This window comes from Ichthyenterobacterium magnum, assembly GCF_003610635.1.
In the GTDB taxonomy this organism is placed as follows: domain Bacteria; phylum Bacteroidota; class Bacteroidia; order Flavobacteriales; family Flavobacteriaceae; genus Ichthyenterobacterium; species Ichthyenterobacterium magnum.
The window spans coordinates 13,050-26,235 of sequence record NZ_RAQJ01000003.1 but is presented as its reverse complement, the minus strand read 5'-3'; the positions used below and the strand labels follow the sequence as shown (position 1 = coordinate 26,235).

The window sequence follows — 13,186 nt, the reverse complement described above, 5'->3', positions numbered from 1 at the left end:
AAGTATTCTGATGCGTAAGATAAAAATTCTATAAACAAATTATTTATATGAAATGTTAAAACTAAATTGTGTTTATTAGAGCCAGCATTTTTAATTCAGAAGATATATTATAAAACTGTCATGAATTTCTTTTGTTGGTAAATCCCCCAATCTTTTATGTTTAACCTTCCATGATAAAAAGTGTCTCCCGTCAATAGAATTTTAGTTGATGTGCCATAAATAGCAATCTAAGAAGCTTGATGACCAGGAATTGGTATTATTTTTATTAAGCGATTGCCTAATTTAAAATCTAAAATTTCTTCTTACCAAATTGATACTTTATAAAAACTCTTTAAGCCTTCAACTTCTAGACCTACAACAGTTGTATTTGGTTTACCTTTAAATTGACTGTCTGCTGCAAAGTGGTCACCATGCTTATGAGTATGCGTCACAATTAATTCTACTTCTCCGTTTTTTTAGACCAATTGCTAGTTATTTGTTTTTACTGTTTTATAAAGAGGAAAAATCCTTAGGGTTTTTTGAGTAAGCTAGTAGTAGCAATGCGTTATACACGCTGTTGTACTTTCGTTATTTATCTATAGAATTTAACCACAACTGTTTCTTTTTTATGCTTGTAAGAGTGCATTCAATTCTTGATTTTAATTCTCTTAACCAGAGTTTCTCAACCATGAACTTTGTATAATGGTCATGAAGTAGTTTATAAGTATGAGGTTTTTATTGGTGTCTATTAGAAGATTAGTTCTTGCATTAAATTGGTCTAAATTTTTATTGAGCTCTTGTTCAAGATTGGTAATTAGTGTTAACCTTTCTTTCTCTTGTTAATGTCCTATTTTATATTATTAATCCAAAGCGCAATAAGAATTCCAAAAACTACAAGCACAATTTCTCCAAGAGCATATTTCAAATACTTTCAAGTTTTACCTTGTGAAAGCAAATCCTGTCTAATTTTCTAAAGAATTTTATCATTGGTTGGCGGTTTATGCAAACAATCTTGTATATAATACGTTGCGTAGTTTATCATGTAATTTAACAAATAAAAACCAGATAGAAAATCTGCGAGAATTTTGGTAAGTAGACTAGAACTAAATTATATGCGGTGTTGCAAGATGTCTTTATTCCTTTTTTGGTCTTGAAAGTTTAAAATATTCGTTCGCTGATTTGTCAAGTCGGTTTATAATCTTTTTGAAATTTTCTTGGTTTGGTTTTAGATCAACGAATTTGTCAATAACTTTACTTCGTTTATAAATCAGAAAAGTGTTTTCAGTATTTGGGTCAATTTTATTTAAATTTACTTCTGAAGATTTATCGTTAAAAGAAGGTACAAAGGTCAGGGCAACTTTTTTTAAACCGAGTTCGTTTCCAAGCTTTTCCAATTTTTGCATTCTGGTGTCTTTATCGTAGTTTAAATCGTTGCCATAGATAAAATAAACTTTCAAATACTCTTCTCTTTTTTGGTTTTCGCTGTCCAAAAAAGCGAGCCAATCTTTTATTTCATTCCAATTGGGTTTGCTACCTACAAAATATAGAATACCGTGATACCAACCATATTTACAAATTGGGCAGGTTATCGTGCCTTTGTCTGCTCCATAAGCGTGAAATGGTGTAAAGGAAATAATATCTTCGCCAATACTCTTGCCAGAACTCTTTTGGTAAATATTCTCTATAGGATAATCGGGAATATTCAAGCCTAAAATGATATTGCGCTCACCTATCCACATATTGTCTTTTTGTACAAAACGTATTACGCCACTTCCTCCACGATTTTCCATATTCTTTCTGCGTTTAGAGGTTAAAAGTGAATCATTGTCAAACACAAAATCATCAATGTAGTAAGGTTCTTCCATATTTTTTTCTTTAACAGTAATGTGTATGTGAGCAGGTTGGTCTCTACTTGGATATGCTTTAGGTTGTATTGTGTAGATTGAATAGTTGCCTAGTTCATTCGTTTTTAGCCAACCTCTGATGTAACCATGGGTTTGTCCTAGCTTATTTTTTGGCATATTTCTTTCTTCGCTTTGTTTTGTAGCGTAAATCCCTTCGGTGTTTGTTTGATAATAGTACAGAATTATATTTGAAGCTGGTGTTTTACCATCTATTTGATAAACTGTTCCTGTTAGTAAAATTTTCTGTCCTTTTTCTTTGAAAGCAGAACTCGTATCGGTTGCGGACAATTTTCTTGGCATCTTGTAAAAAAATGGCATTGATTTATCAAAATCATCACTTAAAGTTTCTGTCTCTTTTTTGATATTTTGACTATTACAGCTTGACAAGTTTAAACCAGCTAACAGCAAAACACCTATTTTAAAAATTTGTAGCATCTATAAAGTTTTTCAATAAAAGTATGCATTGATATGGTTGTTAGCATCATATTTTGCTACCAATTGTTTGTGTGGTGTGAATACATAGCTTACTGGATTAGCTGTTTCCAATTATTTCTAAAATGCCTGCTTAACCGAATAACTTTACCGCTTTGAAGTGTTGCGTCATAATCTCCATTATTTCTTGATTTTAGTTCTTTAACATAATTAGCGTTAATAATTGATGAGCGATGTACTCTTAAAAATACACTTGGGTCGAGATTAGTTTCAAATTCCTTTAGGCTTTTATTATCTAAAATCTTTTTGTCATTTGTGTGAATAATTGAATAAGGCTTATCAGTCGAAATAAACTGTATAGTTGAGGATGAGACATTTAGAATTTTCGAACCAATTTTTAGCTTAATTTTATCGGGATAATGTTTTTTTATATGGGTCGATTTATGTTTAGACATATAAATTGTAGGGAAAATGATATACCACAATAAAGCGATATGGAGTTGATTAGATAATGCACTATAGAAAATATTAGAAAACCGATGTGTAGGTGTGAAAATTAAACTACTTACCAACACATATAGAGAAGCAAATAATATTATATGCAGAAAGCTAAAAAATAATCCAACTCCAAAACTTAAAGGCAGTTTGGTAAATTTATTCTTAGGATTGACAATTTTTATCAGTCGGTTTGCATAAATGGTTAGAGGAATAAAAAAAATCCAAAACGTGTTGTAGAGAGATGATTCAGATAAGTAAAATCCTGTGTTCTGTATTCTGCTGTAAATATAGTCTTGTAATACTGCTAATAGAAATACAAAAACGACAATTATAAGATATAATGGCAATTTTCCAATTTTTGGAATTTTAAATTTTTCCTTTATGTTAATTAATTGATCCAATGTTTCTTTAACTTGCGGTTTTGTATATGAAAAGTAGCGGATTTAAGCACTAATTTTTCAGAAAGCAATATACTTAATTAAAGGTATAAGCGGTTCAGATTTCCACTTAAACCGCTATTTTTTATATAGATTGTTACCTGCTGGATTTTTTCATTCAGCTTGGTTGTCAGCGTTGGCAAAGACATAATCTTTTGCAATTTTTGGCGTAGCGTGGCTGGTGCGAAACGAAGTTCACGAACACCTAAAAATGAATTTTAAATAAACGTGAGTAATTGCAAATGTGTATGGCTTTAAGCGTTGGTTTTTCCGTAATATTTTTTTCGCAACCAAAAGGAAACTCTAACCAATAAAATCAATGCAGGAACTTCAACCAAGGGACCAATTACTCCTGCAAATGCTTGTCCCGAATTAAGTCCAAAAACTGCAATTGCAACAGCAATAGCCAATTCAAAATTATTTCCTGCTGCTGTAAAAGCTACCGAAGCGGTTTTGTCGTATTCTGCTCCCATGGCTTTAGTAAAGAAAAATCCAATGATAAACATTAGCGTAAAATAGATAAGCAAAGGAATTGCAATTATCACGACGTCCATTGGGATTTCTACAATCAATTCACCCTTTAGCGAGAACATAATTACAATTGTAAATAATAGCGCAATCAATGTCATTGGCGAAATTGTTGGAATGAATTTATTTGTGTACCATTCCTCGCCTTTTAATTTCACTAAAATGAGTCTGCTCAAAATCCCCATTACAAACGGAATGCCTAAATATATGGCAACACTTTCCGCAATAGTTCCAATTGAAATATCTACAATAGCTCCTTCAAACCCAAAATATGGTGGAAGAACGGTTATAAAAATCCACGCATAAAAACTGTATAAAAACACTTGAAAAATGCTATTTAATGCCACCAAACCTGCTCCGTATTCGCTACTTCCTTCTGCAAGGTCGTTCCAAACCAAGACCATTGCAATGCAACGCGCCAAACCAATTAAAATAAGTCCGACCATATATTCTGGGTAATCCCGTAAAAATGTAATTGCCAAAACAAACATTAAAACAGGGCCAATTATCCAATTTAGTATGAGCGAAATAGAAAGGATCTTTAGGTTTTTAAAAACCTTTGGTAGTAGCGAATAATTAACCTTTGCCAAAGGAGGATACATCATTAAAATCAAACCGATTGCAATCGGAATATTTGTTGTTCCGCTACTAAATGAGTTGATGATATTAGGGAATGTTGGAATAAAATATCCAAGACCAACACCAAAAGCCATTGCAACAAATATCCAAAGTGTTAGATTTCTGTCAAGAAAACTTAATTTTTTCATATGTAATTTATTTCTAAAATTTAAACTGTTTTATTCTGCACAATTACTCCATTTATATTACACGATAACTTTACAGTATTATAGATGGTGCCAAATTTTTCAATATTCTTTTTTAGCAATGGGATATTTAGATTGTCGTCAGAACTGTAAATAGTTAGTGTGTAATTTATATCATCCATTTTTAAAGGTTTTTCCACTCTTGTAGCAGAAACATTAACTTTGGCTTTTAAATAAGTAAACTTCAGTGTTGCAGCAAAACGCTCTACATTTTTAAGCATACACGAAGCAAAAGCACCTAAAAAAAGTTCAGCTGGATTAGGTAAAAGTTCAGCCGAATTTGAAGTCGTTCCGAAAGCGATATCACTTTGTTTTATGTGCAAAGTAGCGTCTTTATTTGAAACGGAAGTTGCCTTAATTTGATATTCCATAATTATTTTTTTAAAACATTAAGAAGATTTAATTTGAGAAAAAACGTAGAACATTTCGGTTGCAATTTGCAGACTTCTTTCCTTGTATTTTTCTGCTTGTTGTGGTGTATTATCAAATGCTTTTGGGTCTTCAAAAGTTATGGGGATGCGTTTTTCGGCACCAGGAACAAAAGGACACGCTTCATTTGCTGAATCGCAAGTCATAATTGCCGCAAATTGAGATTTTGGATTAAAATCGTCATCTAACTTTTTTGAAAACCCTATTATTGGATGCTCGTTGTTAGAATACTTAATGCTATAAACAGGATTCTCATTTTTAGAAATTGTGTTTATTTTAAAGCCTGAATTCTGTAAAGTTTCGGCAACCATTGGAAACAATGCGGTTGCCTCTGTTCCGCCCGAATAACAAAACACATTTTTAATATTGAAATAATTTGCCATGGTTTGTGCCCAAACTTGTGATAAATGACTTCTTCGTGAATTGTGAGTGCAGATAAAGTTGATGCGGATTTCTTGATTTTTTGAAACCTTTGACTGAATAAAATCAATTAGCGGTTGTAAAACTGCTTTGCGCTCATTTGAAATAGTTTTGGGGTTTAAATCTTTGATTATATTTTCTATTTCTTTAAATAGTTCTGCTTTAATTGTTATCATATTTGTTTATTGCGATTATACGATTAATAAGTCTAAATTTTTTAACAGCAGTCCTGCTTCGTAGTTAAATCTTGATTAAGAAATTCTGTCATAACAGTTTTCATTGCTGTCCAATTTTCTTTGTGAATACAGTAGCAAACACTCGTTCCTTCTACATTTCCCTTAATTAAGCCTAAATGTTTTAGTTCTTTTAAATGTTGAGAAATTGTTGGTTGCGCTAATCCAATTTCGTTTACCAAATCTCCGCAAACACAAGCGTTCATTTTAAATAAATGTTGTAAAATCGCTACTCTTGCAGGATGTCCGAAAACTTTCGCAAAAAGAGAAATTTCATTTTGTTGCTCGTTAAACATTTCGGTTTTCGCTAAGCCCATTGTTGTTCTTTATTTGTTAATTGCAATATTACGATTAATATTTTATTGCTCAAAGTTTTTCGAGTGTTTGTGTAGTAGGTTTCCGCGTGTCTGTAACGTGTTCGTGTTTGGTTTAGTTGCGTTGGTAAGAATTAAGTTAGTTAAATAGAACGAACCAGAGGAACATCTGCAGAATTTCAGTTAGTAAGCAAGAACCAGCCATTAATTATACACGTTGTTGTAACTAGTTGTTTTCTAACCTAATAATATGTTTTCGGATTTCTTTTTCTCTTGAAAGTTTATATTTTAAAGGTAAGTTAACTGCTTTTTTATACGTAGCGATTGCTTTTTTTATGTCATTATTTTTTTCATAAGTACTTGCTAAAATCATTCTTATATTTATATCAAAGTCATATGCTTCCACACTTCTTTTTAGAATAGTTATGGCATTAGAATATTTTTCTTTATTAATTAGATTGAATGCTAACCCTAAATATTCCTCGGCAGATTGTTTTGCCTCTTTACCATATTTTGTCATTATAAAATTTTCGTGTTTTAGGAATTTTTCATCAGTATAGTTATCATATATTTCGTCTGTAAATAACATATCAGAAAATGTATATTTTAAGCCATAGTACGTTGATAACAAAGGTGAAGACATATGACCTTCTTTTTCCATCTCTTTATGTTCAAATTGAAGCTTTTTAGGTTGATTTTCTTTTATGGCATCAATAAAATTAGTGAGTTCTTTTCGCATTCCCCATTTAGTACCTGATTCGTATGTTCCAATTCCAAAAAATAATTTCTTTTCTATATCTGGGTTTGCTTTAAAAAATAATTTTGCCTTTTCTGTAGCTTCTTCTTTATTCCACCAAAATGAAGGGCTCATCATAATATAAGCATCAAATAGATTAGGTTTCTCCATTAATACTGATGCTGTAAATAAACCTCCGAGTGAGTGACCTTCCAGTACTCTAAAAGAATTCACTCTATAATTAGTCTCGATATGTGGAATTAATTCACTTTCAATAAAGCTCAGAAACGTTAATCCACCACCACTTTCTGGATTGTTATCACTGTTTGTAAAGGTGAAATCTCTTTTCCTATTTGTGCTTTCAATTCCAACAACAATTAATGGTGGTATGTTTCCTGTTCGTGTCAATACTTCAATAGTACCTATTGTATGCCAGATATTTTGCATTCCATCTGTTAAATATAGTACAGGGTAATTAGCATTGCTAGTTGAATATTTTTTTGGTAAGGAGATTATTATAGGACGATTTTCATTTAATAGTTTAGATTTAAAAGTATATTTATAGCCAATTGTTAGAGAATCAATTGTTGTTTTTTTATTACTATTTGAAGTTTTGGTAGTTAAATTAGAATGGCAACTTACTATTGTTATAAGTAACAAAATAATATTGGATAGTTTTTTCATCTTTAATATTAGAGTTTTGAATTTTACTAAAGACGAACAATGAAGTTGATTGTTGCATCATATTTTATTTTAATTAGCTGTAACAACCTGTTTTTCGGCATCCTCGCCGTAGGGTAGACAACGCAGCCGAACGTATTCGTGTATGATTTGTACGGTTGAGAATCCGCAGGATTTTCAGCCGTTGCAAATCGGTTGTTTAAAGTTAGTAATTTTAATTGGAGTAGAGAAGTAGTATTAATTATATACGTTGTTGTGCAACGTTATTTTTTGTTTTTCAATATTTTTAGAAGTTTTTTAGGGTTTTGTCTATTGTCCCAAAAAGCTGAGATAATAATTTCAGAGTCGTTAAATTTATAGTAAATACTAAAATTACCCAACGAAGCAACTCTTGTATCTTGAAAATCTGTTGCTTTATAAATCAGTGGTTTTTCGGCTATCTGTTTCGTTCTTTCAGTAACCAATTTCAAAAGTTTTTTCGAATAGCTATTTGATTTGTTTCTTTTAACCCAATATTCTAAAATTCCTATGAACTGAATGTCTGCTGTTCGTGTCCAAATTATATTGAGTTTAGCCATTCCAAATTCCTTTTATTCATAGCTTCTTGAGAAATAAGTTTTCCATCTTTTATATCTTGTTCACTCATTTCCAGCATTATTTTCTGCTCGTTAGTCAATTCAACCGTTTCAGATTCCGATGAACTCGATGTAATTATTTTATCAAGAGCTACCAAAAAGTCTTTGTTTTTAATCGACAGAATCTTGTCAATCAATCCATTTCGTATATTATCTACTGTTGCCATTTCTCACTCAAATTTTTTTGTAAATATCCTAAAAATTGCTCGTTTTTCCTAATGTTGCACAACGGTTTTGGCTATGATTTCGTTGCGTGAAAATCCGCAGGATTCTTTCCGCCGTAGCCGAAAGATAGTAAAATTGCGACTGAAATTCCTAATCGGAATTTCAGTCGCAATTAATTATACACGGTGTTGAGTGTAGTTTTATATTTTATATTTTTTTACGATTTTATCAAATTTTTCAGATTTAATATAGTTTCTTTTTTTCTTATTTACTTGTATAACATCTATGAATCCTAATTCTACTAGAGACTTTAAATCTGCCCTTGCAGTAAAACTTGAAATATTAAATCTAGCTTCTACTTCTTTAGTATTCAGAACTCTATCACTGTCATCATTCAACAATTTTAGTAGCTGCGCAGTTCTTTCATTGATTTGAGGTATTTTCATAAATTTTGCCGCTTGAATTACCTCTTTTTGTTTTCTATTTATATATACTTTTAAAGCATCATAGGCTTTTATCATTGTTTTAATATGATAAGTGATAAAATAACTTAAATCATTACTATCTGATTCTGTATATAAATAAGCTTTTTCATATTGATTTTTTGTATCCTGAATTATTCTTGATATTGATAAATACTCTGTAAGCCAATAACCTTTTTTTAGCATATACCAATAAAACAACGCTCGTGCAGTTCTACCATTTCCATCAGTAAATGGATGTATCCAACCAATCATAAAATGTACTATACAACCTTTAATGATAGGGTGAATGAAATTTTCAGTGTCGCTGTTGAAAAAGACACACAATTCATCAATTAACTTTTCTAAATCTTCTTTTAATGGTGGTGTGTGAACTATTTCACCTTTTGTGTAATCAACAACGTGGACATCATCATTTTCTCTAAAGAAACCCTCTTCATTTAAAGAGCCTAAAGTTCCGTTTGTTATTAGTTTATGTATGTATAATATATTTTCTGTGGTTAATTCTCTTTCTTTGTTTTGAACTATATATTTCATTGTTATGAAATTGTTCATTATCATTAATTCTGACTTATTTTTCGGCTTTTTTTCAAGTTGAATCATTTCTTTAGCCTTTTTTCGTGTGGTATTTGCTCCTTCTATTTGACTACTTGAAATAGACTCTTCTATTAATGAACTTATAATATATTTTGTTTTATCAGTTTCGGCAATACCAATATTACTGCCCAAAGTGCCTCCAATGTGCATATCAAATAAATGTAAAGCTCTTTGCATAAAATCAGTAACAACAAATGAAAAAGAATAATTCCCAAAATCAACTCGGTTTGAATTTAATAATCTATGAAGTTTAATAGCATTCCATAATTCCTCTGATGAATGTTTTTTGGATTTATATTTTATTTTATCCCAATAGAGATATTCGTCTTGAATACTTTTTAACATTCCATTTGTTTGTAATTCAACCATTAATGGAATTGCATCTTTGTCTCTATTATATTTTGGTGCTTGTTCAATCATATAATACAAATATATAAAAATTGCGAGATTATCCGATAATCTCGCAATTTTTATGTTTTCGCAAATTACACACAACGTCCGCGCAGCCGAACTAAGGGGTTAAACGTAGTTCAGCTATGATAACGAAGATACAATAAAATGGATAACAATTCTATGATAAGCCTCTTCCTTATAAGATTATGGAATTGTTCATCAATTAGATGATGTTAATCATCGTTAATTGCCATTTTATTTTATTGGGAGTTAGAGAAGCTGTACCAAATTACTTTTAACCGACGATGTTACACGTTTTAGCTCGAAGCTTGCTAAAGGCGATATACTTATATTTAGTTCTAACTAGTAATTTGGTTTAATCCCTAAGATGGAACACATTTACTTTAAGGACGGGAGTGCGAAGCACGAAGTAATTAAAGTTCGCCTTTGGCGAATGTGTTCCATCGGTATTGTATATGAAAAGTAGCGGGTTTTACTAACGGACTTTTCGGTTTGGTACTACCCTTAAATTTATAAAATTCATTTTCGATTAAGCACTTAAACCGCTATTTTTTATATACATTGTTGTACGCTGGCTTTTTTATATTTTCTATTATTCTACATTGTTCAAATTCCATTTCGGGATAAGCATCATTTGCCCAATCACTTAGTTGTCTTAACACAGGCAAAAGTCCAATTGCTTTTTCAGTCAATGAATATTCAACTCTTGGTGGAATTTCAGCAAAAGACTGTCTTAAAAGTAATCCATCATTTTCCAATTCTTTCAATTGATTAGTCAGTACTTTTTTTGAGATTGTAGGTATAAGTGCATTTAACATTCCAAATCGCATAGAACCATTAGATAGTAAATATAAGATAATCGGTTTCCATTTGTTTCCAATTATGTTCATCGTATGCACAAGGGAACATGCATTTGGGTTGTCTATATATTTTCTTGCCATTAGTTACTTTTTGGTTACCACTATTTGTTCAAATTCAAACACTATAGTTTCTTTTATAAACTATTATTAGTTTCTTTGCGATACAAATGTAATTAAAAATTTAAAATGAAAAATATTTTTATAATAAATGGACATCAAAAGTATCCGTTTTCAGAAGGAAAATTAAACGCTAGTTTAACTAAAAAAGCAGAAACCTACTTTAAGAGCAACGGTTACAATATCAAGAAAACTACAATGGAAGACAATTATAATGTCAATGAAGAAATCGAAAAATTCAAATGGGCAGATGTGGTCTTTTTTCAAACACCATTGAACTGGATGGGTGTAAGTTGGTCGTTTAAAAAATACATTGATGAAGTATTTTCGATGGGTATGATGGGCGAAATGTCTGATGGTGATGGTAGAAGTAAGGAAGCTCCAAAGAAGAATTACGGATTAGGTGGAAAGCTAAAAGGAAAGTATATGATGTCAGTAACGGCTAATGCGCCAAAAGAAGCATTTAATAATCCAGAGGAAACTTTTTTTAATGGTATGAGTGAAGATGACTTACTAAAACCTATGCATCTTAATTTTAAATGGTTTGGCTTTGAACCTATGCCTACTTTCATGGCTTATGATGTAATGAAGAACCCTGAAATAGATAAGGATTTTGAGAGATTCGAAAAACATTTAGAAAATAACTTTTAAAACTTTGACTATGAACAGACCAACACCAAAACATACAGCACCAGATTTGCAATTTCCATTATTAGATGGGAAACAATGGAATTTAACAGACCAAAAACCAGACAACTTTACTTTAGTTGTTTTTTACCGTGGGCTACATTGTCCTATTTGTAAAAAGTATTTACAGCAGTTACAAGAATTGTTACCACAATTTGAGCAAAGAGGCGTTAATGTCGTAGCAGTAAGTATGGATACAGAAAAAAGAGCAAGACTATCAAGACAAAAATGGGAACTACCAAATATTAGTTTGGGATATGGGTTATCAGAATCCGCAGCAAGAGATTGGGCTTTGTATTTAAGTGCAGGTGTAAAAGATGGAGAGCCAAGTGAGTTTAGTGAACCAGGATTATTTTTAATTGACAATAGTAATCAAGTTTATTATTCCGCTATAAACAGTAATCCTTGGGGAAGGCCATATTTACCATCTTTTGTAAAAGCAGTAGATTACATTATTACAGCTCATTATCCAGCTCGCGGAGAAATGTTATAATTTTGTATATGTTAAAATATAGTTTCTGTTGAAGAAAACATTCAAATATTTAGTTCAAAATAGGCATGCCACATGGTTGGAGCTTTTTTTTGATTTGGTTTTTGTGTCCAGTATAGGTATTGTTACGCATCAACTTGCACATACGCATCATAATCATATAGACCCTAAACAAATTTGGATGTTTCCTCTTCAATTCCTATCTATTTGGTGGATTTGGACGCTACATACCTTATTTGCTAATCGTTTTGATACAGATAGTAGGTACCATAGAATTTCAAGTTTGGCTATCATGTTTTTAATGATAACAATGACTGCCTTTTTAGGTAGTGATTTATTTGAAAACTATAGGTTGTTTATTGGCTTTTATGCAGTTATTCAAATAATTATTGCGGGCTTGTATATTAATTCTACTAAAGCACTTAATGAGTCAAAAGAGTATGCTAATAAATGCGGTTTAATAATAATTATTGGAACAATTATTACTGGTATCTCATTTCTCTTTCCTGATCCTTACAGAGAAATTACTTTAGTTTTAGGAATCGTCTTTGAAATGATAGCTTTTATTCTTGTAAGCAAAAACAAGAATGTACCTCCAGTACATAAAGAGCATTTAGTTGAAAGAATTGGTCTTCTTTCCATTATACTTTTAGGTGAATCTATTATTAGTTTAACAACAGCCTTAAGAGATATTAATTGGGATGCATTGAGTGTCATTGCTGCCGTAACTGGATTTATAATGATAGGATTAATCTGGTGGATTTATTATGATAGCTTTCATGTAATGGAAAGATTAAAAGCAATGAAGAATGGTTTTACTCTTATTTATTCTCACTTCTTTCTTGCTATGGGATTTGTAATATTAGCTAATGTCATCAGACATGCTATTTTGAATGATTTAAACCAAAACGATTTCAGGGTATTGGCAATAGTGGGAATGTGTTTCTTTTATGTAGGAAAACAAACTGTATATTTTAAATTTTTGCCACCTTTTAGAAAACCAATAATTATCAATACACTTATTTGTGTTTTTATAACAGTGGGTTCAACATTTCTTCCAAAAATTGAATATGCACTTATAGGAGTAACAATTGGAATGTTATACTACACAATAGGGAATTTTAAGTTTACATTGACAAAGGACGTGTCAAGATTTTTGGATTAATAATGATTTGAAATAGTCTTTCAGCTTGCGTACAACTAAGGGGTTAAACGTAGTTCAGCTATGATAACGAAGATACAATAAAATGGATAACAATTCTATGATAAGCCTCTTCCATATAAAATCATGGAATTGTTCATCAATTAGATGATGTTAATCATC

Annotated in this window: 15 protein-coding genes; 3 read left to right on the top strand and 12 right to left on the bottom strand. The window is 31.2% G+C overall.

All coding sequences use genetic code 11. The features are described from left to right. Positions 1-302: 302 nt before the first annotated feature. The 12 genes from BXY80_RS14070 to BXY80_RS08290 all read right to left on the bottom strand — a co-directional run bounded on the left by BXY80_RS14070 (position 303) and on the right by BXY80_RS08290 (position 10,649). Positions 303-431: a hypothetical protein gene (locus tag BXY80_RS14070; RefSeq protein WP_262603140.1), complete on the bottom strand. Its 129-nt coding sequence runs from the start codon at positions 429-431 to the stop codon at positions 303-305. A 681-nt stretch (positions 432-1,112) separates the two neighbouring features. After that, positions 1,113-2,318 carry a dioxygenase family protein gene (locus BXY80_RS08340; protein ID WP_120200916.1) on the bottom strand — a complete coding sequence of 402 codons (1,206 nt, stop codon included), beginning with the start codon at positions 2,316-2,318 and terminating at the stop codon, positions 1,113-1,115. Between the two features lie 89 nt (positions 2,319-2,407). Next, complete coding sequence (locus tag BXY80_RS08335; protein WP_120200914.1) at positions 2,408-3,214, bottom strand: LytR/AlgR family response regulator transcription factor; 807 nt, start codon at positions 3,212-3,214, stop codon at positions 2,408-2,410. Positions 3,215-3,504: 290 nt separating this feature from the next. Beyond that, positions 3,505-4,545: an ACR3 family arsenite efflux transporter gene (arsB, locus tag BXY80_RS08330; protein WP_120200912.1), complete on the bottom strand. Its 1,041-nt coding sequence runs from the start codon at positions 4,543-4,545 to the stop codon at positions 3,505-3,507. Positions 4,546-4,565: 20 nt separating this feature from the next. Further along, on the bottom strand, positions 4,566-4,973 hold the full coding sequence (locus BXY80_RS08325) for an OsmC family protein (RefSeq protein WP_120200909.1): 408 nt from the start codon (positions 4,971-4,973) through the stop codon (positions 4,566-4,568). Positions 4,974-4,991: 18 nt separating this feature from the next. Beyond that, positions 4,992-5,627 carry an arsenate-mycothiol transferase ArsC gene (locus BXY80_RS08320; RefSeq protein WP_120200907.1) on the bottom strand — a complete coding sequence of 212 codons (636 nt, stop codon included), beginning with the start codon at positions 5,625-5,627 and terminating at the stop codon, positions 4,992-4,994. Between the two features lie 41 nt (positions 5,628-5,668). Further along, positions 5,669-6,001, bottom strand: coding sequence for an ArsR/SmtB family transcription factor (locus BXY80_RS08315; protein WP_120200904.1), 333 nt, complete (start codon positions 5,999-6,001; stop codon positions 5,669-5,671). A 223-nt stretch (positions 6,002-6,224) separates the two neighbouring features. Further along, positions 6,225-7,418, bottom strand: a complete 1,194-nt coding sequence (locus BXY80_RS08310) for an alpha/beta hydrolase-fold protein (RefSeq protein WP_120200902.1) — start codon at positions 7,416-7,418, stop codon at positions 6,225-6,227. 260 nt (positions 7,419-7,678) lie between these two features. Further along, the gene (locus BXY80_RS08305; RefSeq protein WP_120200900.1) at positions 7,679-7,993 is read right to left on the bottom strand and encodes a type II toxin-antitoxin system RelE/ParE family toxin; all 315 of its coding nucleotides are present in this window, start codon (positions 7,991-7,993) and stop codon (positions 7,679-7,681) included. Next, a complete protein-coding gene (locus BXY80_RS08300; protein WP_120200898.1) occupies positions 7,975-8,217 on the bottom strand; it encodes a hypothetical protein in 243 nt (80 codons plus the stop codon). Before BXY80_RS08300 ends, BXY80_RS08305 begins: the two co-directional genes overlap by 19 nt. Before the next feature lie 198 nt (positions 8,218-8,415). Continuing rightward, a complete protein-coding gene (locus tag BXY80_RS08295; protein ID WP_120200896.1) occupies positions 8,416-9,714 on the bottom strand; it encodes a Fic family protein in 1,299 nt (432 codons plus the stop codon). Positions 9,715-10,253: 539 nt separating this feature from the next. Next, positions 10,254-10,649: a winged helix-turn-helix transcriptional regulator gene (locus BXY80_RS08290; RefSeq protein ID WP_120200894.1), complete on the bottom strand. Its 396-nt coding sequence runs from the start codon at positions 10,647-10,649 to the stop codon at positions 10,254-10,256. 105 nt (positions 10,650-10,754) lie between these two features. Here BXY80_RS08290 and BXY80_RS08285 point away from each other — a divergent pair, with 105 nt between their 5' ends. From BXY80_RS08285 to BXY80_RS08275, 3 genes are read left to right on the top strand one after another with little or no spacing between them, the layout of a single operon-like run. Next, a complete protein-coding gene (locus tag BXY80_RS08285) occupies positions 10,755-11,336 on the top strand; it encodes an NAD(P)H-dependent oxidoreductase (protein WP_120200892.1) in 582 nt (193 codons plus the stop codon). 10 nt (positions 11,337-11,346) lie between these two features. After that, a complete protein-coding gene (locus BXY80_RS08280; protein WP_120200890.1) occupies positions 11,347-11,865 on the top strand; it encodes a redoxin domain-containing protein in 519 nt (172 codons plus the stop codon). 28 nt (positions 11,866-11,893) lie between these two features. Beyond that, the gene (locus tag BXY80_RS08275; RefSeq protein WP_162843291.1) at positions 11,894-13,027 is read left to right on the top strand and encodes a low temperature requirement protein A; all 1,134 of its coding nucleotides are present in this window, start codon (positions 11,894-11,896) and stop codon (positions 13,025-13,027) included. The last annotated feature ends 159 nt before the right edge of the window (positions 13,028-13,186 follow it).

Excerpts from the sequence above, each read along its gene's own strand:
- BXY80_RS08340 (WP_120200916.1), bottom strand. The coding sequence starts at position 2,318 with ATGCTACAAATTTTTAAAATAGGTGTTTTGCTGTTAGCTGGTTTAAAC.
- arsB (WP_120200912.1), bottom strand. The coding sequence starts at position 4,545 with ATGAAAAAATTAAGTTTTCTTGACAGAAATCTAACACTTTGGATATTT.
- BXY80_RS08325 (WP_120200909.1), bottom strand. The coding sequence starts at position 4,973 with ATGGAATATCAAATTAAGGCAACTTCCGTTTCAAATAAAGACGCTACT.
- BXY80_RS08320 (WP_120200907.1), bottom strand. The coding sequence starts at position 5,627 with ATGATAACAATTAAAGCAGAACTATTTAAAGAAATAGAAAATATAATC.
- BXY80_RS08315 (WP_120200904.1), bottom strand. The coding sequence starts at position 6,001 with ATGGGCTTAGCGAAAACCGAAATGTTTAACGAGCAACAAAATGAAATT.
- BXY80_RS08310 (WP_120200902.1), bottom strand. The coding sequence starts at position 7,418 with ATGAAAAAACTATCCAATATTATTTTGTTACTTATAACAATAGTAAGT.
- BXY80_RS08305 (WP_120200900.1), bottom strand. The coding sequence starts at position 7,993 with ATGGCTAAACTCAATATAATTTGGACACGAACAGCAGACATTCAGTTC.
- BXY80_RS08300 (WP_120200898.1), bottom strand. The coding sequence starts at position 8,217 with ATGGCAACAGTAGATAATATACGAAATGGATTGATTGACAAGATTCTG.
- BXY80_RS08295 (WP_120200896.1), bottom strand. The coding sequence starts at position 9,714 with ATGATTGAACAAGCACCAAAATATAATAGAGACAAAGATGCAATTCCA.
- BXY80_RS08290 (WP_120200894.1), bottom strand. The coding sequence starts at position 10,649 with ATGGCAAGAAAATATATAGACAACCCAAATGCATGTTCCCTTGTGCAT.
- BXY80_RS08285 (WP_120200892.1), top strand. The coding sequence starts at position 10,755 with ATGAAAAATATTTTTATAATAAATGGACATCAAAAGTATCCGTTTTCA.
- BXY80_RS08280 (WP_120200890.1), top strand. The coding sequence starts at position 11,347 with ATGAACAGACCAACACCAAAACATACAGCACCAGATTTGCAATTTCCA.